This window comes from Euzebya pacifica, assembly GCF_003344865.1.
Lineage (GTDB): Bacteria > Actinomycetota > Nitriliruptoria > Euzebyales > Euzebyaceae > Euzebya > Euzebya pacifica.
In genome coordinates this window covers 3,962,374-3,988,909 of record NZ_CP031165.1, presented here as the reverse complement: position 1 = coordinate 3,988,909, position 26,536 = coordinate 3,962,374, and the positions used below count along the sequence as shown (strand labels likewise).

Below are 26,536 nucleotides of genomic sequence, written 5' to 3'. Positions count from 1 at the left end.
CCGCGCCCCGTTGTGCCCTGACTGCCGGGAAGGGCAACCCGCCTTCGTCCAGGAATGCTGATGCTTCAGCTGTACCCGGGCACGGCTCGCCGACGCGCCGTCGTCGGTCGCCCCGCGCTCGGTTCCCGCCTGCCTGCCGCCATGTCCTCCGCCATGTCTGCAGGCACCCGTCATGTGCGTGGCTCCGGCCGCGCCCTCACCCTCCTCGCCTTCTCCGGGTTCGCCGTAGCCGGCGTGCTGGGCAAGTTCGCCTACGCCCAGGGCGCCGAGCCGCTGTCGCTCCTCGTCGTCCGGTTCGCCGCGGCGGTGCTGGTGCTCGTCCTGCTCGGGCGCCGGCAGCTGCTGGCGATCCCCCGGCGGACCATCGCGATCCTCCTGGCCCTCGGCACCGTCTTCACCGGCCAGTCGATGGCCTTCTACTCCGCGGTCGAGGTCGCCCCCGTCGGCCTGGTCGTCGTGGTCGTCGCCATCTACCCGGTGATCGTGATGTTGCTGGACTCCCTGCTCGCCCGCCGGGTCCCGTCAGTGGCACGGCTGTCGTTGCTCGGCGTGGCCCTCGCGGGCCTGTGGCTCGCCGCGGGCATGCCGACCGGACGGCTGGACCTCGGGGTGCTGCTCGCGCTCGTCTGCGCCATCGTCTACGCGACCTACATGCGTCTGAGCGAACCGCTGCTGGCCGGCGTCCCGCCGCTGGTCGCCACCACCTGGGTGACGGTCGGCGGGCTGATCAGCGCCGTCGCGCTGGTCCCGCTCGTGGTGCCGTCGTGGCCGACCGCCGCCGGGGTCGGCATCGCTGCCCTGCACGGCGCGATCGCCACCGCCCTTCCCGTGGTCGCCCTGTACGCCGCCGTGCAGCGCATGGGGGCCACCCAGGTTGCCTCGCTCGGCCCGGCCGAGCCGATCATGGCCACGGCGCTTGCCGCGGTGGCGCTCGGCGAGCCGGTCACCGCCGTGCAGGTCGCCGGCGGGGTCCTCGTCCTGTCGACCGTCGCGGCCCTCGCAGGCGTCCGCCCCCGGGCGGTGCTGCCCCGCGTCCCCGGCGCGTCCGGGCTGCGACGTCGTCCCCTCCCTCGTCCTCGTCCGCGTGTCCGCGTTCGCCCCGTCCTGCGTCGTCGCGTCGAGGAGAGCCGCGTCTGACGACACGTCCCGCCACGGGGTCGTCGACGCACGATCCGACCGGCGGTCGGGGCCGAGGGGTGCGAATCGGGCAACCGCAGCCTCGGCGACTACGATCGTTCAACCATGACGGTCGAGCTCTACGACACCACCCTCCGCGACGGCACCCAGCAGGAGGGCATCTCCCTGTCCGTGGAGGACAAGCTGCGGGTCGCCCGCACCATCGACGCGCTCGGGGTGCCCTACATCGAGGGTGGCTGGCCCGGCGCCAACCCCAAGGACACCGAGTTCTTCAAGCGGGCCGCCGCCGGTGAGCTGGAGCTGGCCAACGCCACGCTGGTCGCCTTCGGCATGACCCGCAAGCCGAACCGGGACGCTGCCGGCGACGAGAACCTGGCCGCCCTGCTCGCGGCCGCCACGCCGATCGTGACCCTCGTCGGCAAGTCCGACATCCGCCACGTCACCCACGCCATCAACACCACGGGCGAGGAGAACCTCGCCATGCTGCAGTCCTCCTTCGAGCTGATCCGCGGCGAGGGACGGCGAGCCTTCTACGACGCCGAGCACTTCTTCGACGGCTACCGGCGGGACCGCGCCTACGCGCTGGACGCCCTGCGAGCCGCCATCGCCGGCGGAGCCGAATGCGTCGTGTTGTGCGACACCAACGGCGGCATGCTGCCCCGCGAGGTCGAGCAGGTCGTCGCCGACGTGGTCGCCGAGGTCGGCGGTGACGGACCGGGCGGCGTCCAGGTCGGCATCCACGTCCACAACGACACCGACTGTGCGGTCGCCAACTCGCTGATCGCCATGGACGCCGGCGTCACCCACGTCCAGGGCACCCTCAACGGCATCGGCGAACGCACCGGCAACGCCAACCTCTCCTCCATCATCCCCAACCTGACCCTCAAGATGGGCATGACCGACGTCGTCGGCGACGGGGCGGTCGGACGGATCACCCACATCGCCCACCAGGTCGCGGAGATCATGAACCTCTCCGTCCGGCCCTCGGCCCCCTACGTCGGCAACGCCGCCTTCGCCCACAAGGCCGGGCTGCACGTCTCGGCGCTGGCCAAGGACACCGACCTGTACCAGCACGTCGACCCGGGCAGCGTCGGCAACCGCATCCGCCTGCTCGTCAGCGAGCTCGCCGGGCGCGCCACGGTCGTGATGAAGGGCGCCGACATGGGCCTGGACCTCGACTCCGCCGACGCCATGGCCATCCTCGAGCGGGTCAAGGAGCTCGAGCACCTCGGCTACTCCTTCGAGGCCGCCGACGCCTCCTTCGAGCTGCTCGTCCGCCGCCACACCGGCCAGGACGTCGAGCGGTTCGTCCTGGAGTCCTTCCGCACCATCGTCGAACGGCGCGAGGACGGCAGCATGGTGGCCGAGGCCACCGTCAAGGTGTGGGTCGGCGACACCCGCCTCATCGGCGTGGGGGAGGGCAACGGGCCCGTCTCGGCGCTCGACCACGCCTTCCGGGCGGCCATCGGTGGGGTGCTGCCGCTGGACGAGCTGCACCTGGCCGATTACAAGGTGCGCATCCTCGACGCGAAGGCCGGCACCAACGCCACCACCCGCGTGCTGATCACCTCCAGCGACGCCGACCGCGAGTACACGACCGTCGGCGTGGACGCCAACGTCATCGAGGCGTCGTGGCAGGCCATGTCCGACGCCTACACCGCGTCGTTGCTGGCACGCGAGGGCGCCTGATCGCCTGCTCCACCCGATGAGCTGGTCGACCCGGCTGCGCGAACGGCTGCCCGCACCGGTCCTGGCGGCCGCCGACCTCGCGGTGGCGACGGTGAAGGATTCCGGTCGCGACCGCGTGCCCGGACTGGCGGCCGAGATCTCCTTCTGGATGCTGCTCAGCCTGCCGCCGCTGCTGCTGACCGTCGTCGCCTCTGCAGGGTTCATCGGCGAGGTCCTCGGGACCGACGTCGAGGTGCAGCTGATCGCGCGGCTGGAGCAGATCTCCCTCCAGGTCTTCACCGACGCGACGGTGGAGGAGACGATCCGGCCGGTGCTGGAGAACCTGCTGACCGACGGGTCCGGGTCGGTCCTGTCGCTGTCGTTCCTGCTGACCCTGGTGTCGGCCAGCCGGGTGCTCCGCGTGGTCGTGCACGCCCTGACGATCGCCTATGACCTGGAGCAGGCCAGGCCCGGCTGGGTCGGCGTGCTGCTGGGCTTCGGCTTCACCGTCGTCATCTTCCTGGGCGGGCTGGTGCTGATCCCGCTGTTCGTCGCCGGACCACGGCTGGGGGAGATCATCGAGACGCGGCTGGGCATGGAGTTCCTCCTCGCCCAGACCTGGCGGGTGCTGTACTGGCCCCTCTCCATCGTGCTCGGCACCCTGCTGCTGGCGGGGCTGTACCACTGGGCGACGCCGTGGCGGACGCCGTTCCACCGCGAGCTGCCGGGGGCGGTCCTCGCGGCGGTGCTCGGGCTGCTGGCAAGCGTTGGCCTGCGGACATACACGACGTTCGCCTTCGGGGGCGACGCCGTCTACGCGCCCCTCGCCGCCCCGCTGGCCATCCTCGTGTGGGTGTGGCTGCTGGCCATCGGGTTGCTGGTGGGCGGCGAGCTGAACGCCGAGATCGAGAAGGCCTACCCCAAGGGTGACCCGCCCAAGGACGTGCCGTCGTTGGGACAGATCGGCCAGCGTGCGGTCACGGAGGTCCGGCGGCTGCGCAACAACGGGTCGGCCGACGGCTGATCCAGCGCGGTCGCCAGTGCGGGGCGTGCCATCATCGGGGGCCATGCGCTTCGTCCGAGTCTCCCGCCCCGACGGCCCCGCTTGGGCCGCACTCCACGCCGATGGCCAGCACGTCATCCTCCTGCAGGGCAACCCGTTCAGCGAGTACACGCTGACCGACATGGTCGCCCCGATGGAGAAGGTCACCCTGCTGCCGCCGGTGCTGCCCACCAAGCTGCTGTGCGTCGGCAAGAACTACGCCGCCCACGCCGCGGAGATGGGTGGGGACGTGCCGTCGCAGCCGCTGATCTTCTCCAAGCCCTCCACGGCCGTGATCGGCCAGGACGGCACCATCGTGCTGCCGACGCAGAGCGCGGAGGTGCACCACGAGGCGGAGCTGGCGATCGTCATCGGTGCCGTGGCACGCAACGTGCCCGCCGCCGACGCCAGCAAGGTGATCATGGGCTACACGTGCGCCAACGACGTCACCGCCCGCGACCTGCAGCGCAGCGACGGGCAGTGGACGCGCGCCAAGGGGTTCGACACCTTCGCGCCGCTCGGCCCGTGGATCGACACCGACTTCGACCCGTCCTCGGGTGCGAAGGTCCGCTGCCGCGTCAACGGCGAGGCCCGCCAGGAGGGGTCGCTGGACGACCTCGTCTTCGGGATCGGCGAGCTCGTGGAGTGGTGCTCGTCCTTCGCGACGTTGCTGCCCGGCGACGTCATCCTGACCGGCACCCCCTCCGGTGTCGGCCCGCTCGTCGACGGCGACACCGTCGAGGTCGAGGTCGAGGGCCTGGGCATCCTCCGCAACACCGTGACCGCGGCGTAGCCAGGGGGTTCGGCGCCGGGCCCCGGCGTGCCCGGCGCCCCGTGGCCGGCGTGCCCGGCGCACCGACGTGGCACAGCGTGCCAGCGTGCCCGGCGCCACCTCGATTTGTGCAGCTCGGCCGGCTGGTCGGCCATCCTGCACCAGACGTTCGAGGCCTCGTGCAGATCGGCCGCGTGACCGGCTGACATGCACATCGCGGCCGGCGTCGACGGCGCCGCCCGGGCGGTCGACGGCGCCGGGCGGTCGACGGTGCCGGGCGGTCGACGGTGCCGGGGCGGGCCTGTCTCAGTCGGGGGGCGGGGCTCCGCCAGGGGGAGGAGGGGGGTCGCCGATCCGCTGGGCCGACAGGTGTTCCTGGGCGAGGCGCCGCAGCGCACCGAGCACCTGACCGTGCACGACGGTCCCCACGACCATCCGCTCGACCGCGTCGGCGCGTCCGTCGGCGCCCTCGATGGTGCCGACCTCGTGCTCGGCAAGCCGCATCGCCGCTTGGGCCCACGGCTGGAAGTCCACGGCGGATTCCTCGCGACCCATCTCCCGCATCACCAGCAGCGCGTGCGCGAGGACGATCCGGTCGGGCGCGTCGGCGCTGACCTGCCAGCCCATCGTGTGCAGCCACGTGTCGACCTCGTCGATCGCCCCGTCGGCCGTCGGGCTGTCGCCGATGTCGGGGACGTCGGCCAGCGCCCGGTGGGTCCGGCCGAGGGCGTCGTGCAACGGCACCCCCTCGTCGTCCACGACCGCCAGGACGTCGGCGACCGTGGCGATCGGCAGGTCCGCGACTTCGCGCAGCGCCCGGATGAGCCGCACGCGGTGAAGGTGGGCGTCGTCGTAGGCCGCCTGGTTCGGGGCGCTGGTGGCCCCGGGCGGGACCAGCCCCTCCCGTATCCAGTACTTGATCGTCGCCACCGACACGCCGCTGGCCCTGCTGAGCTCCGAGATACGCATTGCAATGGATAGTACTGCTACCCATAATAGGTAGTACCACTATCCATCAAGTCCCGAGGAGGGCCTTCCGTGGAGCTCGTCCTGTCCGACGCCAGCCGCATCACCGCTGGCATCCTGCTGCTCACGATCGTCACCATCGAGTTCGGCGGCACCTTCATGCTGCGCGTCGTCGGAGGAGGGATGCCGCTGACGGGGTTCCAGAAGACGTTCTTCCGCGCCGGCCACGCGCACGCCGGCGTCCTGGTCATCCTCGGGCTGGTCTGCCAGCTGCTGGCCGACGCCACGACGCTGGAGGCGGCTTGGGGGACCGTGGCCCGCGCCGGGGTGCCGGCCGGCGCGATCCTCCTCCCGGCGGGGTTCTTCCTCTCCGCCCTCGGCGCCGAGCGCACGCAGCCCAACCAGCTGAAGGTGCTGCTGTACCTCGGCGCGGTCGCCGTGGCCGCGGGCACCCTCACCCTCGGCATCGGCCTGCTGACCGCGTGAACGGGTGGGGGCCGCCTCCGTCCGCACTACCATGCGGCCCCCATGAGCACTCCTCTTCGCGTCCGGTTCTGTCCCGCCCCGTCCGGGTGGCTGCACGTCGGCGGTGCCCGCACCGCCCTGTTCAACTGGCTGTGGGCCCGTCGCCACGGCGGCACCTTCGTGCTGCGCATCGAGGACACCGACGCCGAGCGGGCGACCCTGGAGTCCGCCGCCGGCATGATGCAGGCGCTGGACTGGCTCGGGCTGACGTGGGACGAGGGCCCCTCCATCGGGGAGTTCGACGCCCGCGGCGACCACGGGCCGTACCTGCAGTCGCAGCGCCGGCCGCTGCACGACGCCGTTGCCCGTCGGCTGCTCGAGGCCGGCCATGCCTACGAGGCGTTCGAGACCCCCGAGGAGCTCGAGGAGCTGCGGGCGTCCAACCAGCCCTACAAGACCGGCCATCGCGACCTGACCGACGAGCAGCGCGCCGCCTACCGGGCCGAGGGTCGCGAGCCCGTCCTGCGCGTCCGCACGCCCGACGAGGGTGAGGTGTCGTGGGAGGACGGCGTGCGTGGCACCGTCACCTTCCAGTGGGCCGAGATCGGGGACTTCGTCATCACTCGCGCCAACGGCTCGCCGACCTACCAGCTGGCCAACGTCGTCGACGACATCGCCCAGGGCGTCGGCTTCGTCGCCCGCGGTGAGGACCTCCTGTCGGCCACCCCGCGGCAGATCCTGATGACCCAGCTGCTGACCGCCGACGGGATCCTCGACGCGGCGCTGGCCGACGTCGACTTCCCCGCCCGCGAGGACGGCTGGCCCGACACCCTCACCTACGCCCACATGCCCCTGCTGGTCGGCGAGGACCGCAAGAAGCTGTCCAAGCGCCACGGCGACGTCGCCATCGAAGCGTTCGAGGCCGAGGGCATGCTGCCCGACGTGATGATGAACTTCCTGGCGCTGTGCGGTTGGTCGCTGGACGGCACGACCGAGCGGTTCACCGTGCCCGAGCTGATCGAGGCGTTCTCCTTCGAGCGGGTCAACCCCAGCCCCGCGTTCTTCGACACCGCCAAGCTGCGGTCGCTCAACGGTGACGCCATCAAGGCCATGTCCGATGCGGACTTCGCCGCCGCGCTGGTCCCCGTGTTCCAGCGGGCCGGCCTGGTCGCCGAGCCTGCGCCGGAGGCCGATGTCGCCCTCATCGCGGCGCTGGCCCCGCACCTCAAGGACCGCTCCCAGACCCTCAATGACGCCGTCCCGTTCGTGGCGTTCGCGTTCCGCGACGAGATCGAGTGGGACGAGAAGGCCATCAAGAAGTGGCTGAAGCCCGCCGCCGGGGACGTGCTGGACTTCCTGACCCCCCGCCTGGAGGGGCTGGAGGAGTGGACCGCCGACGCGATCATGGCCGTGTTCACCGAGGCGACGGAGGCCCTCGAGGTCGGGATGGGCAAGGCCATGCAGCCGGTCCGCGTCGTCGTGACCGGCTCGGCGGTCAGCCCGCCGCTGCCCGAGACCCTGGCGGCGCTCGACCGCGAGTGGGTGCTGTCGCGTGTCCGTGACGGCCGAGCGAAGGTCCCCGCCGAGTAGATCGTCGGCGCGGAGTAGCCTGCGCCCGTGGCGGCAGACTCCATCCCCGATCCCGACGCCTCGCGCGCGGCGCGGCTGCGCTGGGGGTTCGGCGAGGCCGCATGGGGCATCGGCGGTCTGGCGTTCCTGGGTCTGCTGGTCGTGCTCGGCCTGACCGCCTTCGACGTGATCGAGGGATGGGCGTGGCCGACCGTCGGTGTCGGCGCCGTGGCGCTCGGGGTCGGTGCGCTCGTGCAGCGGGGGATGGAGGACCCGGTCGTGCACGCGCCCGAGATGCGATTCACGTCGGGGGAGGAGGACGGGGCCCCGGCGGGGCTCGTCCCGCTGGTCGTCCGGCAGGACCGACTGGCTGCCCGGCTGCTCGTCGCGGTCGGCGCCCTGTCGGCTGTGGAGGGGGACCCCTCCCTGGGCGAGGTGGTGCTGGCGGGGCAACGCGTGGCGTACCTGGCCGGGGTCGACCTGCGCGACGCCGTGTCCCTGCTGGCCGAGGCCGAGGCGGAGATGGTGGAGGACATGCTGCTCGACGACTCCGTGGTGCCCGAGCGCGAGATGGGGCTCGTCGAGCAGGCCGCAGTGCTGCAGGACCGGGTCGACGTGGCCGTGGCCGAGCTGGAGGAGCTGGTCGCCACCCTCGGACCGGTGCGGCCCGACAGCCACGAGCATCGCCAGCAACGGGCCCTGGAGGAGCTGTCGGCCCTCAACGACTGGGTGGCCCACCGCCAGCAGGCCCTGCGAAGCCTGTCGGGGGACGCCGAGGCACCCGAGCGGCGTCGGGGCACGGCCGAGTGACCTGCTGGCGGGAATCGAACGCCTGTTCTAGTCTGGGGGCATGAGCGCAACGCCGGTCCTTGCCCGCCAGCCCTCCCTGCTCGACCTCGACGAGGGCATCACCCACGACCCGACCTTCGCCGATGTGCAACGGGTCCGGCTGGACCGTGGTGCCTGGGTGGACCTGTCCCGCGGCTGGGTGAGCGGCCACGAGTCGTTTTTCGAGGCGGTCCTGGCAGCGGCCGACTGGCAGGTCTGGACCCGGCCGATGTTCGACAAGGTCGTCGAGCAGCCCCGGCTGTCGGTCAGCTGGTCGCGGTCGGCGCTGCCGTCCGGCCTCGAGCCGATCAAGGCGATGTCGGCCTCGTTGTCGGCCCGCTACGGCGTCCCGCTGACCCGCGTGTCGGCCAACCTGTACCGCGACGGGGCCGACTCGGTGGCCTGGCACGGCGACACGCACCTGCGCACCCTCCCCACGGCAACGGTCGCGGTCCTCTCCCTCGGCCATCCCAGGCCGTTCAGGCTTCGTCCACGCGGCGGAGGGCGCAGCTTCGGCTGGTCCCTGGGCCGCGGCGACCTCGCCGTGATGGGCGGTACCTGCCAGCGGACGTGGCAGCACGCCGTGCCCAAGGTCGCCCGGTCCGGTCCGCGCATCTGCGTGATGTTCCGCACCGAGGACTGGGACGGTGGCGGTGGACGCCCGTCCGGGCCGGTCCACCGGGGGTAGGCGCGGGCCAGCGCAGACTGGATCGCTGGATGTCCGGACAGCAGAACGGCCGCTCGATAGCTGGGTCGAGCGGCCGTTCGTGTTGTGTAGTCCCGAGGAGATTCGAACTCCCGTTTCAGCCTTGAGAGGGCCGCGTCCTAGGCCAGCTAGACGACGGGACCATATGTCGAGCGCAGTTCGGTGTGTGCCGTTCCTTGCTCTGCTTGTGGGGGTGAGTGTGGTGGCTCACCCTCGCTCCGGGGGAAGGACTTGAACCCTCAATGACTGGACCAGAACCAGCTGTGTTGCCAATTACACCACCCCGGAAAGGGTCCGCCACCTGCCTGACTTGGGCGGCGGCGGATGCAAGAGAGTAGCAGCGCCTCCCCGTGTCGTCCAACTCGCGGGTTGTGTTTGTTGGGCTGATCGAGGGGGCCCCTGTCCGGTCGGTACGGTCGACCCTGTCCGTGGCAGGCTTCGGGGCCACATGTCCCTCTTCCTGCTCGCCCTGGCCGGGGCAGTCATCCCGTGCCTGCTGTGGCTGTGGTTCTTCTACTCCCGCGACCGCCACGACCCCGAGCCCATCGGGCTGATCATCCGGCTGTTCCTCATCGGCGCGCTGCCGGTGGCGTTCGTCGCCGGGATCGCCAACGCCGTGGCGCTGCTGGTGATCGCCGGGGGCGACCTGTCGGGGGACCGGGCGCTGCTGCTGCTGCCGGTGCTGGCGATCGGCATCGCCCCGGTGACGGAGGAGACGCTGAAGTACTGGGGAGCCAAGCTCGGTGCGTGGCGCAACAAGGCGTTCAACGAACCGATGGACGGGATCATCTACGGGACCACCGTCGGGCTCGGCTTCGCCGCCGCGGAGACGACGGACTACCTGGTCCAGGCGTGGATGGGGGTCGGGCCCCTGGGCTCGCCGATCGACTTCTGCGACGCGGGGCTGGAGTGCTTCGCCGTCACGGCGTTCCTGCGGGGGATGGGGTCGGCGGTGCTGCACGCCACGGCCAGCGGGATCGCCGGCTACGGGATGTCCCGCCGCCGGTTGGAGGGCCGCCCGGTCACGACGGCGATCGGCTTCGTGCTGCTTGCCATGGTGATGCACGCGCTGTGGAACACCGCCAGCTTCCTCGTGTTGGTCATCCCCGTCGTCGTCTACGCCCAGCTGGTCAAGGGCGCCCTCGAGCGATCCCCGTTCGTCGCGCGGGCCGTCGTGCCGGAGCGGTACTGGGTGCCCGAACGGTTCGGCGTCCCCGGCACGTGGCCGACCGGCGGTGCGCCCGCCGAGTGGCGCGGCGGCCCACCACCACCCGGTTCGCGTCCCCCGACGTGGCCCGCGCCCCCTCCTCCCACTCCAGCACCACGCCGACCCGACGGTCCGCCGGGCCCACCCGGCCCCGATCGGGGCCCAACCAGCCCATAGGCGGTCGAGCCCCCGATCGTGCCGAACATCGCGCGGGGCGGGCTGCGCGGGGTGGTGAGGCGGATCGTGCCGGTTCCCACGCATGCGTGGTTTGGGCCCCGATCGCGCCGAACGTCGCGCCGGGCGGTCGGTCGGATCGTGCCGGTACCCACGCGTGCGTGGTTTGGGCCCCGATCGCGCCGATCATCGGCCATGCACGACGCAGGCCCCGATCGGGCCGAAAGGGGAGGCCGAGCGGCCGGGCGGATCATGCCGGTCATCGCCCATGGGCCACGCAGGCCCCGATCGCGCCGAACGGGGGGACGCCGAGCCACCGAACGGGGGGGCCCGGCCACGCAACCCGCAGGGGAGGGGTTACTCCGCGGGGGTGGGGGAGCGGAGGAGGAGGGCGCCGAGGGCGACGGCCAGGACGATGCCGGCGGCGCTGACGACCCCACGGAACTGGCCGATCCCGCTGAGGATGGCCAGGGCGCAGACGGCCAGGCCGACCCAGCGGGCCCACGCCGCACCGCGCCACAGGCCCCACGCCAGCACGCCGAAGACGAGGGTGCCGACGCTGAAGGCCACGACGGCCGGCGGCACCGCGCCGCCCTGGGGGCCGATGCGCGACAGGAGGGGCACGGTCACCCCCGTGTGGGCGATGCCGAGCAGCAGGTTGCCGAAGGCGGCGATCCCGGCGATGACGGCGGCGGTCCGAGAGCTCGTGAGTGCGTTCACGAGCCCAAGCGTACGCTGGTCGACATGGCCGATCAGCAGCCCACCGACCCCACCAGCAGCCCCGCCGTCGACGCCTCGACGATCGACCTCGCCGAGGAGCTCAAGCAGGCGTTCGCCGCTCTCGGACCCGCCGACATCCCCCCGGAGGACAAGCAGCGGTGGCAGCAGCGGCTGATCGCCATCACCAACTCCTCCAAGCACGACGTCGACACGGCCGCTGGCCGCATGCAGCGTTACTGGCAGGAGTGGGAGGAGACGGTCGGGCCACGCCCGGCCTGAGCCCCGCTACAGCGAGACGAGCTGGAGGTTGGTGACGCGACGGTCGTCGCCGCTGCCCTCGAGGTCGAAGCGCACACGCTGGCCGATCCGCAGCTCGGCGAGCGCGGAGGCCTGGAAGGTGGCGGTGTCGTAGGCGAACTCGGTCATGTCGTCCAGGACCAGGCTGCCCGACCGGGTGCCGTGGTCGAACGATTTGATCGTGCCCTGCGGCATCGCATCTCCTTGAGTCATTGGGCCGCGTGTCGGCCCGCTTCGGGTCAGCGGTGAGGGTACCGCTCGACCGGTCGAGTCTCCGAGTCGCCCGCCCCACCCGGCCCTGTCGAACCCGAGGTGACCGCCCGCCAGCCGCCGGCGAGGGCGATGTCGCTGGGACGGTCCAGGTCCAGGGCCAGCCCGGGGAGGAGGAGGCGACGCACCGGCACCCCGGCCCGCCGGGCGGCGTCGACGTGGGCGTCGGCCGAGCCCGGTCCGTAGCAGGGTGGCACGATCCCTCCCGGCGCACGCAGCAGCCCGCCGGTGCCGCCGTCCGCGGTCGGGCAGACGACCACCCCGGGCACACCGGGCAGGGCGTCGACCATCGCGTCCAGGTCCTCGCCGGTCACCAACGGCAGGTCGGCGGGGATCACCAGGCTCGGGGTCTTGCCCAGCGAGGCGTCGACCTCGGCCAGCGCGGCGTTCAGCCCGCCGGGCCCCGGGGTCTCCCGCACGATCGACGCACCCGACATCATCGCCCAGGACGCGCCGCGGTCGTCCCCGACGACCACCAGCACCTCGGTGACCGCGACGCACCGCCGGGCCGCCGCGACGACCCGGTCGAAGGTCCGTCGCAGCAGCAGCGCCCGGTCGTCGGGGGACAGCGCCGGCGCCATCCGCGTCTTGGAGGACCCGATGGCCTTCAGCGGCACGACCGCAACGACCGCCGGCTGGGGGCGGCTGTCGACGACTGGGTCCGGACAAACCACGACCGGGAGCCTACGTGGCTCCCGGTCGGGTCAACGCATCGGTGTCGCTGGGTTCAGCTCGTCCGGCGGGCACGCACCCGACGGGGCACCCAGCCGAGCAGCAGGCTGATCAGGATCCAGCCGGCGACGGCGTACCACAGCCACGTCGGCATGCCGCTGTCGTCGTCGCCCATCCCGAGCTCCGGTGCCATGAACGAGGCCAACGCCGGCGTCGTCGCCGCACCGTCGGGGATCTCGGGTCCGTCGAACTCCGCACAGGCCACCTTGTTGCCGTCCGGGTCGTGGATGACCACCGAGCGGGCGTCGTTGCCCGCGATGGCGAACGCCGTGTCGGTTCCGCGACCCACGCCGACCGCGTCGGAGGTGAAGCGCGGGTGGATCTCGTTGGGCGGCATCATCGAACCACCGGGCACGAACTGGAAGTGATCGCCACCGGCCTCCTCGCACGAACCGACGTGCACGTGGACCGGCGCGAAGGTGTTGGCCGGCATGCCCTCCACCAGCACCTCGACCTCGGTGGTGCCGTGGATCGTCCGGACCATCGTGGCCGTCCCGGTCACGTCGGCGTAGGCCGCGTCGACGTCGGGCAGCGGCGCGACGGAACCGGTCGACACGAACGTGCCGTGCGAACGGTCACCCCGGACGTCGCCCGTGGCGCCGCCGGTGGCGGTGAGGATGGTGTCCTCCACCTCCTGGCTGACCGCGGCGGTCCCACCGGCGATGCGGATGTGCTCGAGGATCGCGTTCTTCTCGGTGATGTAGTCCAGCGCCGGCGACTCGCCGTCCAGCGAGGACGGGACCTGCAGCAGGACGCCCTCGTCGACGGCAGCTGCCGCGGCCGCGCCCAGCGCGTCCGGCCAGTTGTCGACCGTGGCGATCCACAGCTCGGTGTCGTCCTGCCCGATCTGGACGCCGAGCTCGGCCATCAACGCGCTGGTCTCGGTCGCGTCGGCACCTGCGGTCCGCTCGATGTCGACGATGCGGGGCTGCACGACCGGCAGCTCGGCCATCACCGCGTCGGACACGGCCGAACCCACCAGGCGGATGTCGACCATCAGGCCGCCCTCGAGGAAGGTCTCGAGCTCGGGGGAGATGGTGTCGGCTGACGTCAGCAGCACGGGCCGTCCGACCAGGGCACCGACGGCGGAGGCCGACAGCGCTGAGGCGAAGTCGCCACCCTCGACGAGGAAGGCGTTGCCGGACCCGATCATCCCTGCGATCAACGTGGCCGTCTCGAAGCGGTTCGCGCCACCGACGCGGGTGATCTCACGGATCCCCAGCGCCTCGAGGTCGGCGACCACGGTGTCGGAGAGGGCCGCCGTCTGGCCGAGCAGCCAGACGCGCTGGGCGCCCAGGCGGGTGATCTCCTCGGCGACGCGGTCGTCCAGGCCGCCGGTCGGGGTGATCAGCAGCGGGGCCTCGAGGTGCGCCGCCAGCGGGGCACCCGCGAGGGCGTCGGCGAAGTTGTCCGCCGTGGCCAGCACGACGTTGGCGGACTGACCCGGGAAGGCCGAGCGGGAGGTCAGCAGGTTGGTCTCGATGCGCTCGGCACCGGCCAGTCGGTCGACCGTGGGGCCCTCGGGGGTGCGGTCGGCCGGCGGTTCGGGGGTGGAGAACCAGTTGCAGCCGGGCGGGTTGGGCTCGCTGCCGCGTGAGTAGGAGGCGCACTGTGCGGCCGTGACGATGCCCGGCCCGGGGGTGAACGGGGGACGCGGGTCGCAGCCGGGGAACGGGATGCCCGGGACCTCGAAGATGCCGGACCCGTCGCCGACGGCGGTGGTGGGAGCTCCGCCGTCGATGCCGACGTTGTCGGTCCAGCAGTTGCCCTCGCCCTCGCCGTCCCACACCATGTCGGTGCCGTTGGGCTGGGCCAGGCCGTTGATGTTCACGCCGTAGGTCGACCCGCGCCAGGTGTTGAAGTTGGAGGTGTCGAACTGCTTGTCGGGGGCGTCCTCGCCACGCAGCGTCGCCGGCACGAAGAACTGGAAGGTGCCCTGGCGCCAGTTGTCGTAGAAGCGGTTGTTCTCGAAGAGGTTGTAGTTGCCGCCGGCCAGCACGAGGCCGGTTCCGACGGGGAGGGGCACGACCGGACAGACGACGCCCTCGTCGTAGTCCCGCTCGCTGAACGGCCCGGTGCACTTGCCGGCCAGCAGGTCACGCTCGTAGTAGCCGGTGTTGTTGGAGTGGAACAGGTTGTCGTGGAAGTAGGCGTGGTCCTGCGGCAGGCCCGGGTGGTCGGGGAACAACGAGTCGGTCGCCGCACCGACGAGGTTGCGGTCGAACTCGTTGTGGTGGGTGTGCACGGAGTTGCCGGCCGTGCCGGAGTAGCCGAGGGTGTTGTGGTGGCCACGGCAGCCGCGGATCTCGGTGCCGAAGCGCAGGCCCTCGTTGTCGTCGAAGAGGCCCGCCTCCTGGTTGAGGTCGGTCGCCGAGCCCGGGTAGATGGCGGAGTCGCCGTTGCCGTACCCCTCGCAGTTCTGGTACAGCCCGTGGTCCACGGCGAAGGACAGGAACCCGTACTCGTCGTTCCAGCGGGTGATCATCTCCTCGAAGACGAACCCGTCGGACTCGATGATGTAGACGGCGTTGAACTCGAACCGCTGGACGGTGAAGTTCCGCAGGTACAACCCGTCGGCCCGGTCGGCACGGATGCCGTTGAGCTGGGAGTAGTCGCCGTCGATCACGGTGTCCAGGGGCGAGGCGCCGGTGCCCTCGATCTGCAGGTTGCAGAGGTTGTTGTCGCAGACCCCGTCGTCGTCGGTGTCGCCCAGGATCGGGATCAGGTTCTGCAGGAACGGGCACTCACGCTGCTGCTCGTAGGACAGCACCAGCGCGCCGGGGTTGTTGTTGCCCTCGTCCTCGGTGGGGTCCTCCTGCTGGTTCAGCTCGTGCTGCTGCATGGGGGGCAGGGGGATGGCGCCGATGTCCATGATGCCGCCGCCCTCGTCGTCGGCGGGGGGCTCGATCTCCAGGCACGCCGGGTCGACGGCGCCCACGTAGGGCTCCTCGCGGTACACGCCGGGCATCACCAGGATCCGGCTGCCCTGCTCGCCGTTGGCCTCGACCTCGGCGATCGCCTCGTTGATGTGCTCGAACGCACAGTCGTCGAGCACCGCTTCGTTGCGGGTGCGCAGCGCCTCGGGCAGCACCTGCAGGCGCGCCTCGGAGTCGGGCTTGCAGACCACGTAGGTGTTGCCGTCGAAGCGGTAGGACGGTGTCCCGAGCGCGCCGGCCGGGAACTCGGCGGGCCGTTCGGGGTGCGCCACGACGGGGGCAGCCACCAGCAGGGTGGCCAACAAGCAGGGCACGAGGGCGAACACGAGAAAACGTCTGGACACGAAGGAACCTTTCGGGTGACCGCGACGACCCCCACCGGGCCGATCGTGGGAGGGTAACCCGACGGTGGGACATTGGACAGGAGAAGTGGACGGCTCCTTCACAATGTCGGATGGGCGACAGGGTGGTCGGCCGGTCGGGCCGGCACGGTGCCGCCGTCGAGGTCTCGTGCGCCCGTAGACTGCGGTCCCGTCGGGCACCCCGTCCGGCGGCGGTGGCACGTCCACCCAGTCGACCCGAGGAGGCCAGCCGTGACCACCACCGTTGCGGTCATGGGCGCCGGGTCGTGGGGGACCGCGTTCGGCTCGATCTGCGCCGACACCGGGGCGGACGTGCGGCTGTGGGCCCGGCGACCCGAGGTGGCCGACACCATCAACGCGGGCCTCGGTAACCCCGAGTACCTGCCCGACATCGGGCTGAACGAGGCGTTGCGGGCCACCGCGGACCCCGACGAGGCGCTGTCCGGCGCCGACATCGTGGTCCTCGCCGTGCCGAGCCACGCGCTGGTCGAGTCGTTGGCCGCGTGGCACGCCCTCGTCCCACGCGATGCGGTGGCCGTCAGCCTCGTGAAGGGGATCGCCCTGGACACGGGCCGGTGGGCCAGCGAGGTCATCCGTGACGCCTGGGACCTTCCCGACGGGCGAGCGGTCGTGGCGAGCGGGCCGAACCTGGCTCGCGAGTGCGCACAGCGGTTCCCCTCCGGCACCGTGGTGGCGGGCCCGGACGAGGCCGTCTGCGCTCGGGTGCAGGCCATCTGCCACACCCCCTGGTTCCGGGTCTACACCAACCCCGATCGCACCGGTGTGGAGGTGGGCGGGGCCGTGAAGAACGCCATCGCCCTCGCCGCCGGGATGGCCGACGGGATGGGCTACGGCGAGAACACCAAGGCGATGCTGCTGACCCGGGGGCTGGCCGAGATGACCCGCCTGGGCCTTGCCCTGGGCGGACGCGCGATGACCTTCGCGGGGCTGGCGGGCATGGGCGACCTGGTCGCCACCTGCACCAGCAGCCAGTCGCGCAACCGCCACGTCGGCGAGCAGCTGGGCCGGGGCCGACCCCTCCAGGTGATCATCGACGAGATGAACATGGTGGCCGAAGGAGTGAAATCGTCCCCCGCGATCGCAGGCATCGCGCGGGACCACGACGTCGAGATGCCCATCGTGGAGCACGTGGTTCGTGTCCTCCACGATGGACTCGACCCGCAGGACATGGCCGTGGCGCTCATGGGACGATCTCCCAAGTCGGAGTTCCACGGCATGGAGGAGGCACGAGGATGAGCCAGGAATCACACGAGACGCCGACGGCGGACAAGCCGCGCGTCCTGGTCCTGTTCGGGGGCCGGTCCAGCGAGCACGAGGTGTCGTGCCTGTCGGCACGCGGGGTGCTGTGGGCCATCGACCCCGACATCTACGACGTCGTCAGCGTCGGGATCACCCGGACCGGGCGCTGGACGCTGATGCCCCATGGCGTGCCGCGGACCCGCGAGGGGACCCTGCCGGCGGTGCCCGAGGACGGCGAGACCGTGACGCTGGTGCAGACCCGTGTCGGCCCGCGGCTGATGCTGCTGCCCGACGACGTCGATGCCGGGGCGGCGGACGTCGTCGACGCCGATCGGGGTCGGACCGTCGACCTCGGCGGGATCGACATCTGCTTCCCCGTGCTGCACGGCCCCTATGGCGAGGACGGCACCATCCAGGGGCTGCTGGCCAGCGTCGGGGTGCCCTACGTCGGCGCCGACGTGGCGGCTAGCGCCATCGCCGTGGACAAGCGGCAGATGAAGCACGTGTTCGCCGCTGCCGGGCTGCCGCAGGTCGCCCACGACGTGGTCCGTCGGGCCGACTGGGAGCGTGACCCCGAGGGCGAGCTCGCCCGGATCGAGGGGCTGCTGGAGTACCCGGTCTTCACCAAGCCGGCCCGCCAGGGTTCCTCCATCGGCATCAGCCGGTGCACCGACACCGAAAGCTTGCGGGCGGGTGTGGAGGATGCGCTGGGCTACGACCGGGTGGTCATCATCGAGCGCGGCCTGGACGGCGTCCGTGAGCTGGAGTGCGGGGTGGTCGGCAACGACGACCCCGTGATCACCGCGCCCGGCGAGACGATCCACACGGGTGCGTCGTTCTACGACTTCGACGCCAAGTACCTCGAGCCGGTGAAGCTGCAGTGCCCGGCAGACGTCCCCGACGACGTGATCGAGCGCTGCCGTGACTACGCCGCCCAGGCCTACGACGCCGTCGGCGCCCGCGGGCTGGCCCGTGTCGACTTCTTCTACCTGCCCGACAGCGACGAGGTGCTGGTCAACGAGATCAACACCATCCCCGGTCTGACGCCGCAGTCGATGTTCCCGCCGGTGTGGGAGGCCCAGGGCGTGGCCTTCCGCGTGCTCATCGACCGGCTGCTGGCCTACGCGATGGAAGCCAGCGAGGAGTCGGCACGCTACTCACCCTGATCCAGGCGGTCCACGGCGGAATGTGACGGGCTCGGAACGAGCGTGACGTTCCCTCCTCCCTCGGTGCTAGTGTCGAGCGATCAGCGTCTGTGAGGGGCGCGCGTCACCGAGGGAAAGGACGCCGAGAGATGAGCGACTACCAGCAGGGATCCGGTGGGCCACCGCCCACGCCGTTCGGTGGGCCCGGAGGCGCCACCGCCGCACCACCGGGTTCGCCGCAGGCCTACAACCCGCCGCCGCAGGCCCCCCAGCAGGGCTACGCCCAGCAGTACGGGCAGCCCGGAACGGGCGGGCAACCGGGAGGTCAGCCCGGGTATCCGCCGCAGGGATACGGGCAGCCCGGAACGGGCGGTCAGCCGGGACCCGGCGGGCAGCCGGGCTACGGCGCGGCCGGGTTCGCGCAGCCGGGGGCCAAGGGCAAGGGCGACCCGATCGCGTGGCTCACCGTCGTGTCGTCGGTGCTGCTGATCATCGGCACCTTCCTGCCGTGGATCGACCTCGGCGTCATCACGCTGACGGGCCTCGATTCTGACGACGGCGTGATCGTCATCGTCCTGGCCACGATCCTGCTGGTCGCCGGCGTGGTGCGGGCACGGCTGCGGTTCCGCTGGGTGTCGATCGTCGCCCTCCTGTTCGCCCTCTTCACCCTGCTGGCCGTCGTCATCGACGTCGGCAGCGTCAGCGACGTGGGCGCCACCGTCGGCATCGGCCTGTGGGTGTGCCTCGTCGGCGCCGTCGGGGCGACGCTTGGCACCCTCATCACGCTGCGGAAGACCTGACCCGGCTCGCGTGCCGCCGGGGATCGACCCCTACAGGTGCACGACCGGGCACGTGAGTGTCCGGTCGATGCCCTCGATGGACTGCACCCGAGCGACGACCAACCGGCCGAGCTCGTCCATGTCCTGGGCCTCGGCGCGCACGACCACGTCGTAGGGGCCCGTGACGTCGTCGGCGGCCTTCACCCCGGGGATCTCCGCGACTGCGGCGGCGACCTCGGCGGCCTTGCCGACCTCGGTCAGGATGAGGATGTAGGCGGAAACCACGTGTGTGTCCCTTCGATGATGTGCATCACGGCTGCCGATCGACCTCGAAGAAGAGCCGGATGGTCGTCCGGTACTCCCGTTCCCCCTCCGCGTCGACCCCCACGCCGACGGCCAGGACGTCCAGGCGCATGATGCGTCGCAACGTCCGGCCGGCTTCGCGCACGGCATCCTGGGCGGCGTCGTCCCAGCCGATGCTGGAGACGCCTTCGAGTTCGATCGAGTTGAGGACCGGCATGTTCGGGAGATCCTACGCCACGAGATCCCCGGTCCGCGCAGGCAACCGCGCCATACTCCGCTGATGACCTCCAGAGGCGAGTTCCAGCGGCTGGCCGACCTCGGCCCTCACCTGGCCGGCAGCAGCCCCGCGGTCCCCGTGGGCGTGGGAGACGACGCGGCGGTGGTGCGGGTCGGTGCGCAGGACGTCGTCGTCTGCGTCGACGTGATCGTCGACGGGGTGCACTTCCGGACCGACCTGTCCTCGCCGGCCGACGTCGGCTGGAAGGCCGTCGCGGTCAACGTCAGCGACCTCGCGGCGATGGGGGCGATCCCGCAGGCCGCGGTGGTCGGCCTGCAGCGCTCCCCGGAGCTGACGGAGGATGCGATCGACCAGCTGTACGCGGGCATGGCCGAGGCAGGCCGCGAGTGGGGAGTGGCCATCGTCGGCGGCGACACGGTGACCGCGCCGGTGTGGTCGGTGTCGTTGACGGCGATCGGCCGGCCGGCGGCGGCGTCGATCACCCGTGGGGGCGCACGGCCCGGCGATCGGCTGGTCCTGGTCGGGCCGCTGGGCGCGGCGGCAGCGGCGTTGTGGGCCGACGGCGAGGGGCTGCCCGTGCCCGATGACCTGCTGGCCGCCCATCGTCGACCGCGTGCCCTCCCCTCCTCCGGCGTGGCCCTTGCCCGTGCCGGCGCGACGGCGATGATCGACCTGTCCGACGGGCTGGGGGCTGACGCCGGTCACGTCGCCCGGGCCTCCGGCGTCGACCTTCGGATCGATCGCACCGCCGTCATGGCCGCCGTCCCCTCCACCGTGGTGGACCTGCTGCCCGAGGACCTGCTGGCCCGGGTGGCGCTGGGCGGGGGAGAGGACTTCGCCCTCCTTGCCGCTGTCCCCGCTGATCGCGTCGACGCTTGCGAGGCCGCGCTGACGGAAACCGCCGAGGCCCCGTGGCGCTGGATCGGCACCGTCGAACCCCCGGCCGATCCGTCGACCCCCGCCGTGTGGCTCGACACCCCCGCCGGCCCACCGGAACGCATCGACGCCTGGGGCTACGACCACGGGTGATCGGCTCACCCGGAGGTGTGTCGGCTCACTCGCAAGGGGGTCGACTCAGACGACACGCATCGGAGGTGTGTTGGCTCACTCGCAGGGGGGTCGACTCTGACGACACGCATCGGAGGTGTGTTGGCTCAGTCGCGAGGGGGTCGAGTGAGGCGACACGCGGGGGTGGGGTGGGGCGTCAGAGGGCCGAGAACGGCGGGGGGTAGGTGAAGGGGCCGCGGGGGTGGTCGGTGGCGAGGGGGAGGGCCTGGAAGTGGACACCCCATGCGGGGTCGGGGGCCTCGACGCCGACGTCGGTCGAGGGGACGAAGCCGAAACGGCCGTAGTACGCCGGGTCACCCAGCAGGGCCAGCAGCGTCTCGCCGGACTCCGTGGCCAACCGGACGACGGTGGTCATCAGCGCGGCGCCGACGCCCCGGCCCTGCACGTCGGGCAGCACCCCGATCGGGCCGATACCCACCGCGGCTGCACTACCGGCCACAACGCCACGGGAACAGGCGACGTGGCCGACCACGCGGTCGTCGACCTCGGCGACCAGCGTCAGCCCATCGATCAGGTGGCCGCCGGAGCGCAGCGCGTCGACCAACCCCACCTCGACCGGCTCCTCTGCACCCTCCGGCGCAGGGAACGCGGCACGGTGCACCGCCGCCACCGCCTCGGCATCCCCCGGGGTCTCCGGCCGCAGCATCAAGGTCACGTCGTCCACGCGAATCTCCTATGTCAAGCGGCGAGTGCGACGCAAGTCGCCGGGGCCGGTTGAGGGGTCTGTTGGTCGGTGACCATGGCGCGGTAGACGACGTCGGAGAGGCGTCGTCTCAGCGCCCGGATCGCTTCGGTCTTGGTCTTGCCCTCGGCAAGCTTCTTGTCGACGTAGGCGCGTGCCGGGGGGTGGATGCGCATCTGGGTGATCGCGATGCGGTGCAACGCCACGTTCAGCTGCCGGTTGCCGCCACGGTTGAGCCGGAACCGTTCACGGTTGGATGACCACACCGGGATCGGCGCGGTGCCGTTGACCATCGCGAACGCGGCCTTGGAGTGAAAGCGATCCACTCCAGCGGTCTCGCCGATCAGCTTGGCTGCGGTCAGCGCCCCGCAGCCTGGCAGCGCCAGCAGCGACGGGGCCTGGGCAGCGGTCAGCTCGGCGATCTCCCGCTCCAGGTCGTTGATCCGCACGGTCAGATGGCGGCACCGGTCGATGAGCTCTGTGGCGATGTTGGCCACCGTTCCATCGTGCTCAGCCAGCCTGGCGGTCAGCCCGTCGAGCACCGTGTAGCGGCTGAGGGTCTTGGGGGCGATGTCGTCGATGCGCAGCTCGTGTAGGTGCCAGTGGATCCTGTTGTGGATGCGGGTGCGCTCAGTGACCAGGTCCTCACGATGATCCACCAGCAGGCGGATGGTCCGCTCGGGCCCGTCCAGTCGTGCTGAGGCCAGCTGGGGGTTGCGCAGCGCGGCGATGGCGACCGCTTCGGCATCGATCGGGTCAGACTTGCCGCGCTTGCGGCCGCCGCGGCGGGCCTGGCCCATCAGGCGCGGTGGGACTCGCACGACCGCCTCGCCGGCGCGGATCAGGTCCTGCTCCAGCCGGCGGGTGAGGTGCCGGCAGTCCTCAAGCGCCCAGCAGCGCTCATCGCCGAGCTGTTCAGCCCACGCGACGGCCTTCACGTGGCCGGCCACCGTGGTCTGCACGGTGATGTCATCCAGGACACGGCCTGCATCATCGATGGCGACGATGGTGTGGGTGCGCTTGTGCGCGTCGACTCCGAGCCTGATCATGGGATGTGTCTCCTGTCGTTGATGGGTGACAGGACCGGTCGGTGGACACACCTCAGTTGAGGTCAGGAAACGCCAAGCTCCTATCAAGTCACGCCGGCCGGTCCGACGCCCCCACCCAGCGACACTTCGCGTGGAAGCCATCACCAGAGCGAGGCAGCGAGGCTATGAGCCAACTGGGCGGGGCCTGGGGAGCATGACACTGACGCCGAGGATAGGTCCGGCGGCCGGTCCACCGTTCAGTCCTCCGGGGCGAACAGGTGGCGGAGCACCCGCTCGGGGTCGTCCAGAACGGTGCGCCACAGCGTCACGGCGTCGACGTGCTCCCACGCCACGACGTCCATGCCGCCCGCGTGCAGCTCGTGGATCACGGCCCCGGGGTAGGCCATCAGCAACGGCGAGTGGGTGGCCACGACGAACTGGGCCCCCTCCGCCACCGCCTCGTGCATCATCGCGAGCAGCCGCAGCTGGCCGTGGACCGACAGGGCCGATTCCGGCTCGTCCAGGACGTACAGGCCGGCGCTGCGCATCCGCTCCTCCACGAGCAGCAGGAACGACTCGCCGTGGGAACGGGCGTGCAGGTCGGGGAACATCGCGGCGATCCCGGACACCGGATCGTCGTCCTCCGCGATGTGGCTTGCCATGCCGTAGAAGGTCTCGGCCCGCAGGAACCAGCCCCACCGGGGTCGCTGCCGCCACCCCAGGCGCAGGTGTTCCGACAGGTCGCTGTGCGTGGCGTGGGTCCGGAATCGCAGGTTCCTGCTGCCGCCCTCGGCGTTGAAGCCGGCCGCGACCGCCAGCGCCTCAACGAGGGTCGACTTGCCGGTCCCGTTGTCGCCGACCAGCACCGTCACGTCACCGAAGCGCAGGTCGGCCACGTGCCGGACCGCCGGCAGGCTCCACGGATATCCCTCCGTCGGCGCATCCTCGCCGAGGCGGACATCGGTCAGGTAGGCCACCACCGTGTGGACGGTACAGCCGGGCCGTCGCACCCCGGCGCTACCGTGGACGGCCATGGCAACCACGTCCTCCGACCTGCCGGTCGTCCTGACCATCGCCGGCTCCGACTCCGGTGGTGGGGCCGGCATACAGGCCGACCTGAAGACCTTCCAGGAACACGACGTCTTCGGGACGTCCGTCATCGTCGCCCTGACCGCCCAGAACACCCTGGGCGTGCACGGCGTCCACGAGGTCCCGGCGGACTTCGTGACCGCCCAGCTCGACGCCGTCGCCTCCGACATGGACGTTCGCGCGACCAAGACGGGCATGCTGGCCACCAGCGAGCTGGTCCACACCGTCGTCAAGGGCATCCGCCGGCACGGCCTGACCAACGTCGTCGTCGATCCGGTCGCGGCCAGCAAGCACGGTGACGCGCTGCTGGCCCCCGAGGCGCTGGCCACCGTCCGCGACGTGCTGCTGCCCGTCGCCACCATCGTCACCCCCAACCTCGGTGAGGTGGCGCTGCTGACGGGTGTGGAGGTCACCGGCACCGACGACCTCGACAAGGCCGCCGAGGCCATGAAGGCGCTCGGGCCGCAGTGGGTGCTGATCAAGGGCGGCCACCTGCCGGACAACCTCGAGGCCGTCGACCTGCTGTTCGACGGCGAGCGGATGATCGAGATCGCCACGGCGCGTTCGGCGTCCACCGACACCCACGGCACCGGCTGCACCCTCTCCTCCGCGATCGCCGCCAACCTGGCGAAGGGCATGGACGTCCCCTCCGCGGCCCAGGTCGCCAAGGACTACATCACCGGCGCCATCACGCACGGCCTGCGGATCGGGGCGGGCATCGGCCCGGTCGACCACGGCTGGCCTCGCCGCCCGGTGCCTCCCACCGACGACGCGCAGGCCCGGTAGGCCGCACGAGCGCACGTGTCGCCCTCCCTGTCCCTCGACGACCCGGTCACCGACGTCCCGGGCGTCACCGCTCGCCTTGCCGGTGACCTGGCCGGTGACCCCTTCCGCATCGAAACGGTGCGTGACCTGGTCTGGTACCTGCCACGCCAGGGCGCCTACCGCGACCTCGGCGCCCTCGTGCCGATCGCGGACCTCGAGATCGGCAAGCCGGCGACGGTGGTCGCCACGCTGGTCCGCTGGGACAAGGTCTTCCCGCAGAAGCGGGGCCGGGGCGGCAAGAAGCTGACCATCCAGAAGGCGACCCTCCGCGACGAGCAACGCGGCACGATCACCGCGTCGTTCTTCAACCAGCCCTGGTTGCCGGGCAAGCACGCCGAGGGCAGCCGTGTGGCGATCTCCGGCACGGTGGAGAAGTGGCGCACCGAGCTGCGGATCAAGGCGCCCAAGATGACGTCGCTCGACGACGACGTGGTGGCCAGCGACCTGGAGGAGAACCAGTTCGTCCCGGTCTACAAGGCCACCGAAAAGGTGTCCTCGCCCCGCATCGCCCGGCTGGTCCAGCAGGCGCTCGAGCTGCTCCCGGCGATCCCCGACCACCTGCCCGAGGACCTGCGCGGCCGCCACGAGCTGGCCCGCCTCGACTGGGCGCTGCGCACCATCCACGCACCCCCGGACCAGGCCGACCTGGCCATCGCCCGCGAACGCCTCGTGTACGACGAGCTCCTCGTCCTGCAGCTGGTCCTCCAGCGACGTCGCATCGAGCTGGAGTCCGACGCCGTCGGCCTGATCCACCATCCGGTCGCCATGGGGGCGGTCGACGCGTTCCGTGCCTCCCTGCCGTTCGCCCCCACCGCCGATCAGGAGCAGGCGTTCAACGAGATCGATGCCGACCTCGCCGAGAGCGCCCCGATGCACCGGCTGCTGCAGGGCGACGTGGGGACCGGCAAGACGATCGTGGCGGCCCACGCGATGCTCCGCGCCGTCGATGCGGGTCGACAGGCTGTGCTGATGGCCCCGACCACGGTCCTCGCCGAGCAGCACCTCGTCACCTTCCAGGCGCTGATGGAGAAGGTGATGATCCCCGCGCTCGGCCGGCCACCGCGAGTCCACCTGCTGACCTCGGCGATGCCGAAGTCCTACCGGGCCCGTGTGATGTCGGATGTCGTGTCGGGGGACTGCGACCTGCTGATCGGCACCCACGCGATCCTCGAGGACAACGTCGCCTTCGCCGACCTCGGCGTGGTCGTCATCGACGAGCAGCACCGCTTCGGCGTCGAACACCGGGCGGCCCTCGCCAACAAACGCCCCGACGGCGCGTCCCCCGACGTGCTGGTCATGACCGCCACGCCCATCCCGCGGTCGTTGGCCCTGACGATCTACGGCGACCTCGACGTCACCGTCCTGCGCAACCGGCCCGGCGCCGACACCATCACGGTGCGCACCGAGGTCATCCCGTCCCACTCCGACCGACGCGACAAGCTGTACGGCTTCGTGCGCAGCGAGGTCGACGCCGGCCGTCGGGCGTACGTGGTCTGCCCGCTGATCGACCCCTCCGAGGCCCTGGAGACGGTGACGTCGGCGGTGGAGATGCACGAGGAGCTGGCCGAGGGGCCGTTCAAGGGCTACGAGGTCGGGCTGATGCACGGCCGCATGTCCGCGGAGGACCGCGACGCGGTGATGAAGGCCTTCCGGGACGGCACTGTGCCGATCCTGGTCGCCACGACCGTGATCGAGGTCGGTGTCAGCGTCGACGAGGCGTCGGTGATGATCATCGAGGACGCCGACCGCTTCGGCATCTCCCAGCTGCACCAGCTCCGCGGCCGCCTGTACCGCGGCTATCCGACGAACTTCTGCGTGCTGTTCGCCGAGGACCCGACCGACAACCCCCGGCTCGAGGCGCTCGCCGCCAGCGACGACGGGTTCGAGCTGGCGGAGGAGGACCTCAAGCTGCGTCGCGAGGGCAAGCTGTTCGACACCGCCCAGACCGGCGAGGGCGACCTGCGGATCGCCTCGGTGGTCAGCGACGTCGACGTGGTGGCGCGAACCCGCGACGACGCGAGGGCACTGCTGGAGGAGGATCCCGACCTCGATCGGCATCCCGACCTGCTGGCCGTCGTGGCCGAGCGCTGGACAGCTGCGGACTTCGGCGTGCTCGAGGGGGGTTGACCGAACCCGGTTCAGGGGTGGATGCTGGTCGGGCAGTCAGCATCGATGGATGCAGATCCCCGAGCGCAGCGGCTCAGGTCGGTTCGCGAACGGCCGATCGCTGCATGCGACGGAGGGGATGCGTGGATGCCGGACAACCAG

The 26,536-nt window shown here is 71.4% G+C and carries 26 protein-coding genes and 2 tRNA genes; 16 read left to right on the top strand and 12 right to left on the bottom strand.

The genetic code is table 11. From position 1 onward, the window contains the following. The first annotated feature begins 60 nt into the window (after nucleotides 1–60). From DVS28_RS17140 to DVS28_RS17125, 4 genes are all read left to right on the top strand, one after another. On the top strand, nucleotides 61–1,137 hold the full coding sequence (locus DVS28_RS17140; RefSeq protein WP_164710672.1) for a DMT family transporter: 1,077 nt from the start codon (nucleotides 61–63) through the stop codon (nucleotides 1,135–1,137). A gap of 105 nt (nucleotides 1,138–1,242) precedes the next feature. Next, on the top strand, nucleotides 1,243–2,826 hold the full coding sequence (gene cimA, locus DVS28_RS17135; RefSeq protein WP_114592541.1) for a citramalate synthase: 1,584 nt from the start codon (nucleotides 1,243–1,245) through the stop codon (nucleotides 2,824–2,826). A 16-nt stretch (nucleotides 2,827–2,842) separates the two neighbouring features. After that, nucleotides 2,843–3,829 (top strand): YihY/virulence factor BrkB family protein, encoded by a 987-nt coding sequence (locus DVS28_RS17130; protein WP_114592540.1) that lies wholly within the window; start codon nucleotides 2,843–2,845, stop codon nucleotides 3,827–3,829. A gap of 43 nt (nucleotides 3,830–3,872) precedes the next feature. Further along, complete coding sequence (locus tag DVS28_RS17125) at nucleotides 3,873–4,640, top strand: fumarylacetoacetate hydrolase family protein (protein WP_114592539.1); 768 nt, start codon at nucleotides 3,873–3,875, stop codon at nucleotides 4,638–4,640. A 285-nt stretch (nucleotides 4,641–4,925) separates the two neighbouring features. Here the strand turns inward: DVS28_RS17125 and DVS28_RS17120 are convergent, their stop codons facing one another. Continuing rightward, complete coding sequence (locus tag DVS28_RS17120; RefSeq protein WP_114592538.1) at nucleotides 4,926–5,588, bottom strand: MerR family transcriptional regulator; 663 nt, start codon at nucleotides 5,586–5,588, stop codon at nucleotides 4,926–4,928. A 69-nt stretch (nucleotides 5,589–5,657) separates the two neighbouring features. On the opposite strand from DVS28_RS17120, the gene DVS28_RS17115 reads away from it, so the two are divergent. From DVS28_RS17115 to DVS28_RS17100, 4 genes are read left to right on the top strand one after another with little or no spacing between them, the layout of a single operon-like run. Beyond that, on the top strand, nucleotides 5,658–6,071 hold the full coding sequence (locus DVS28_RS17115) for a hypothetical protein (protein ID WP_216826108.1): 414 nt from the start codon (nucleotides 5,658–5,660) through the stop codon (nucleotides 6,069–6,071). Between the two features lie 42 nt (nucleotides 6,072–6,113). After that, a complete protein-coding gene (locus tag DVS28_RS17110; RefSeq protein WP_114592537.1) occupies nucleotides 6,114–7,640 on the top strand; it encodes a glutamate--tRNA ligase in 1,527 nt (508 codons plus the stop codon). 27 nt (nucleotides 7,641–7,667) lie between these two features. Next, nucleotides 7,668–8,429, top strand: a complete 762-nt coding sequence (locus DVS28_RS17105; RefSeq protein WP_114592536.1) for a hypothetical protein — start codon at nucleotides 7,668–7,670, stop codon at nucleotides 8,427–8,429. 40 nt (nucleotides 8,430–8,469) lie between these two features. Continuing rightward, nucleotides 8,470–9,135 (top strand): alpha-ketoglutarate-dependent dioxygenase AlkB, encoded by a 666-nt coding sequence (locus DVS28_RS17100; protein ID WP_114592535.1) that lies wholly within the window; start codon nucleotides 8,470–8,472, stop codon nucleotides 9,133–9,135. Between the two features lie 87 nt (nucleotides 9,136–9,222). Here the strand turns inward: DVS28_RS17100 and DVS28_RS17095 are convergent. Both DVS28_RS17095 and DVS28_RS17090 read right to left on the bottom strand, forming a co-directional pair. Beyond that, nucleotides 9,223–9,296: transfer RNA gene (locus tag DVS28_RS17095), tRNA-Glu, on the bottom strand. Nucleotides 9,297–9,369: 73 nt separating this feature from the next. Further along, nucleotides 9,370–9,441, bottom strand: a tRNA-Gln gene (locus DVS28_RS17090). Between the two features lie 160 nt (nucleotides 9,442–9,601). Between DVS28_RS17090 and DVS28_RS17085 the strand changes: the two genes are divergently transcribed. Beyond that, the gene (locus DVS28_RS17085; RefSeq protein ID WP_114592534.1) at nucleotides 9,602–10,537 is read left to right on the top strand and encodes a PrsW family intramembrane metalloprotease; all 936 of its coding nucleotides are present in this window, start codon (nucleotides 9,602–9,604) and stop codon (nucleotides 10,535–10,537) included. A gap of 354 nt (nucleotides 10,538–10,891) precedes the next feature. Here DVS28_RS17085 and DVS28_RS17080 read toward each other — a convergent pair whose 3' ends face one another. Further along, the gene (locus DVS28_RS17080; RefSeq protein ID WP_114592533.1) at nucleotides 10,892–11,254 is read right to left on the bottom strand and encodes a hypothetical protein; all 363 of its coding nucleotides are present in this window, start codon (nucleotides 11,252–11,254) and stop codon (nucleotides 10,892–10,894) included. A gap of 24 nt (nucleotides 11,255–11,278) precedes the next feature. Here DVS28_RS17080 and DVS28_RS17075 point away from each other — a divergent pair, with 24 nt between their 5' ends. Further along, on the top strand, nucleotides 11,279–11,533 hold the full coding sequence (locus DVS28_RS17075; protein WP_114592532.1) for an SCO5555 family protein: 255 nt from the start codon (nucleotides 11,279–11,281) through the stop codon (nucleotides 11,531–11,533). 6 nt (nucleotides 11,534–11,539) lie between these two features. Here the strand turns inward: DVS28_RS17075 and DVS28_RS17070 are convergent, their stop codons facing one another. The 3 genes from DVS28_RS17070 to DVS28_RS17060 are packed head-to-tail and all read right to left on the bottom strand — an operon-like array spanning nucleotide 11,540 to nucleotide 15,833. Next, a complete protein-coding gene (locus DVS28_RS17070) occupies nucleotides 11,540–11,746 on the bottom strand; it encodes a cold-shock protein (RefSeq protein ID WP_114592531.1) in 207 nt (68 codons plus the stop codon). A gap of 44 nt (nucleotides 11,747–11,790) precedes the next feature. Then, nucleotides 11,791–12,495, bottom strand: coding sequence for a 2-phospho-L-lactate guanylyltransferase (gene cofC / locus DVS28_RS17065; RefSeq protein ID WP_164710671.1), 705 nt, complete (start codon nucleotides 12,493–12,495; stop codon nucleotides 11,791–11,793). A gap of 53 nt (nucleotides 12,496–12,548) precedes the next feature. Next, nucleotides 12,549–15,833 (bottom strand): cell wall-binding repeat-containing protein, encoded by a 3,285-nt coding sequence (locus tag DVS28_RS17060; protein ID WP_164710670.1) that lies wholly within the window; start codon nucleotides 15,831–15,833, stop codon nucleotides 12,549–12,551. Nucleotides 15,834–16,082: 249 nt separating this feature from the next. Between DVS28_RS17060 and DVS28_RS17055 the strand changes: the two genes are divergently transcribed. The 3 genes from DVS28_RS17055 (at nucleotide 16,083) to DVS28_RS29260 (ending at nucleotide 19,056) form a co-directional block, all read left to right on the top strand. Beyond that, the gene (locus tag DVS28_RS17055; protein WP_216826107.1) at nucleotides 16,083–17,108 is read left to right on the top strand and encodes an NAD(P)H-dependent glycerol-3-phosphate dehydrogenase; all 1,026 of its coding nucleotides are present in this window, start codon (nucleotides 16,083–16,085) and stop codon (nucleotides 17,106–17,108) included. Further along, nucleotides 17,105–18,277: a D-alanine--D-alanine ligase family protein gene (locus DVS28_RS17050; protein WP_114592528.1), complete on the top strand. Its 1,173-nt coding sequence runs from the start codon at nucleotides 17,105–17,107 to the stop codon at nucleotides 18,275–18,277. Before DVS28_RS17055 ends, DVS28_RS17050 begins: the two co-directional genes overlap by 4 nt. A gap of 128 nt (nucleotides 18,278–18,405) precedes the next feature. After that, on the top strand, nucleotides 18,406–19,056 hold the full coding sequence (locus DVS28_RS29260; RefSeq protein WP_216826106.1) for a hypothetical protein: 651 nt from the start codon (nucleotides 18,406–18,408) through the stop codon (nucleotides 19,054–19,056). A gap of 30 nt (nucleotides 19,057–19,086) precedes the next feature. On the opposite strand, the gene DVS28_RS17040 is transcribed toward DVS28_RS29260, so the two are convergent. Together DVS28_RS17040 and DVS28_RS17035 are read right to left on the bottom strand one after the other, a co-directional pair. Beyond that, complete coding sequence (locus DVS28_RS17040; RefSeq protein ID WP_114592527.1) at nucleotides 19,087–19,320, bottom strand: Lrp/AsnC ligand binding domain-containing protein; 234 nt, start codon at nucleotides 19,318–19,320, stop codon at nucleotides 19,087–19,089. Between the two features lie 25 nt (nucleotides 19,321–19,345). Beyond that, nucleotides 19,346–19,555, bottom strand: coding sequence for a dodecin family protein (locus tag DVS28_RS17035; RefSeq protein WP_108668249.1), 210 nt, complete (start codon nucleotides 19,553–19,555; stop codon nucleotides 19,346–19,348). A gap of 63 nt (nucleotides 19,556–19,618) precedes the next feature. On the opposite strand from DVS28_RS17035, the gene thiL reads away from it, so the two are divergent. Next, entirely contained in the window at nucleotides 19,619–20,605 is a 987-nt protein-coding gene (thiL, locus tag DVS28_RS17030) for a thiamine-phosphate kinase (protein ID WP_114592526.1), read from the top strand. 175 nt (nucleotides 20,606–20,780) lie between these two features. On the opposite strand, the gene DVS28_RS17025 is transcribed toward thiL, so the two are convergent. The 3 genes from DVS28_RS17025 to DVS28_RS17015 all read right to left on the bottom strand — a co-directional run bounded on the left by DVS28_RS17025 (nucleotide 20,781) and on the right by DVS28_RS17015 (nucleotide 23,388). After that, complete coding sequence (locus DVS28_RS17025) at nucleotides 20,781–21,308, bottom strand: GNAT family N-acetyltransferase (RefSeq protein WP_216826105.1); 528 nt, start codon at nucleotides 21,306–21,308, stop codon at nucleotides 20,781–20,783. A 14-nt stretch (nucleotides 21,309–21,322) separates the two neighbouring features. Continuing rightward, nucleotides 21,323–22,375, bottom strand: coding sequence for an IS110 family RNA-guided transposase (locus DVS28_RS17020; RefSeq protein ID WP_114590488.1), 1,053 nt, complete (start codon nucleotides 22,373–22,375; stop codon nucleotides 21,323–21,325). A gap of 236 nt (nucleotides 22,376–22,611) precedes the next feature. Then, on the bottom strand, nucleotides 22,612–23,388 hold the full coding sequence (locus DVS28_RS17015; protein ID WP_114592525.1) for an AAA family ATPase: 777 nt from the start codon (nucleotides 23,386–23,388) through the stop codon (nucleotides 22,612–22,614). Here DVS28_RS17015 and thiD point away from each other — a divergent pair. Further along, the gene (thiD, locus tag DVS28_RS17010) at nucleotides 23,387–24,229 is read left to right on the top strand and encodes a bifunctional hydroxymethylpyrimidine kinase/phosphomethylpyrimidine kinase (protein WP_114592524.1); all 843 of its coding nucleotides are present in this window, start codon (nucleotides 23,387–23,389) and stop codon (nucleotides 24,227–24,229) included. The two genes, DVS28_RS17015 and thiD, sit on opposite strands and share 2 nt — an antisense overlap. A gap of 15 nt (nucleotides 24,230–24,244) precedes the next feature. Further along, complete coding sequence (locus tag DVS28_RS17005; protein ID WP_114592523.1) at nucleotides 24,245–26,395, top strand: ATP-dependent DNA helicase RecG; 2,151 nt, start codon at nucleotides 24,245–24,247, stop codon at nucleotides 26,393–26,395. Nucleotides 26,396–26,536 lie beyond the last annotated feature (141 nt).

Excerpts from the sequence above, each read along its gene's own strand:
- DVS28_RS17140 (WP_164710672.1), top strand. The coding sequence starts at position 61 with ATGCTTCAGCTGTACCCGGGCACGGCTCGCCGACGCGCCGTCGTCGGT.
- cimA (WP_114592541.1), top strand. The coding sequence starts at position 1,243 with ATGACGGTCGAGCTCTACGACACCACCCTCCGCGACGGCACCCAGCAG.
- DVS28_RS17130 (WP_114592540.1), top strand. The coding sequence starts at position 2,843 with ATGAGCTGGTCGACCCGGCTGCGCGAACGGCTGCCCGCACCGGTCCTG.
- DVS28_RS17125 (WP_114592539.1), top strand. The coding sequence starts at position 3,873 with ATGCGCTTCGTCCGAGTCTCCCGCCCCGACGGCCCCGCTTGGGCCGCA.
- DVS28_RS17120 (WP_114592538.1), bottom strand. The coding sequence starts at position 5,588 with ATGCGTATCTCGGAGCTCAGCAGGGCCAGCGGCGTGTCGGTGGCGACG.
- DVS28_RS17110 (WP_114592537.1), top strand. The coding sequence starts at position 6,114 with ATGAGCACTCCTCTTCGCGTCCGGTTCTGTCCCGCCCCGTCCGGGTGG.
- DVS28_RS17100 (WP_114592535.1), top strand. The coding sequence starts at position 8,470 with ATGAGCGCAACGCCGGTCCTTGCCCGCCAGCCCTCCCTGCTCGACCTC.
- DVS28_RS17085 (WP_114592534.1), top strand. The coding sequence starts at position 9,602 with ATGTCCCTCTTCCTGCTCGCCCTGGCCGGGGCAGTCATCCCGTGCCTG.
- DVS28_RS17075 (WP_114592532.1), top strand. The coding sequence starts at position 11,279 with ATGGCCGATCAGCAGCCCACCGACCCCACCAGCAGCCCCGCCGTCGAC.
- DVS28_RS17070 (WP_114592531.1), bottom strand. The coding sequence starts at position 11,746 with ATGCCGCAGGGCACGATCAAATCGTTCGACCACGGCACCCGGTCGGGC.
- DVS28_RS17050 (WP_114592528.1), top strand. The coding sequence starts at position 17,105 with ATGAGCCAGGAATCACACGAGACGCCGACGGCGGACAAGCCGCGCGTC.
- DVS28_RS29260 (WP_216826106.1), top strand. The coding sequence starts at position 18,406 with ATGAGCGACTACCAGCAGGGATCCGGTGGGCCACCGCCCACGCCGTTC.
- DVS28_RS17035 (WP_108668249.1), bottom strand. The coding sequence starts at position 19,555 with ATGCCGGTCCTCAACTCGATCGAACTCGAAGGCGTCTCCAGCATCGGC.
- thiL (WP_114592526.1), top strand. The coding sequence starts at position 19,619 with ATGACCTCCAGAGGCGAGTTCCAGCGGCTGGCCGACCTCGGCCCTCAC.
- DVS28_RS17020 (WP_114590488.1), bottom strand. The coding sequence starts at position 22,375 with ATGATCAGGCTCGGAGTCGACGCGCACAAGCGCACCCACACCATCGTC.
- thiD (WP_114592524.1), top strand. The coding sequence starts at position 23,387 with ATGGCAACCACGTCCTCCGACCTGCCGGTCGTCCTGACCATCGCCGGC.
- DVS28_RS17015 (WP_114592525.1), bottom strand. The coding sequence starts at position 23,388 with ATGGCCGTCCACGGTAGCGCCGGGGTGCGACGGCCCGGCTGTACCGTC.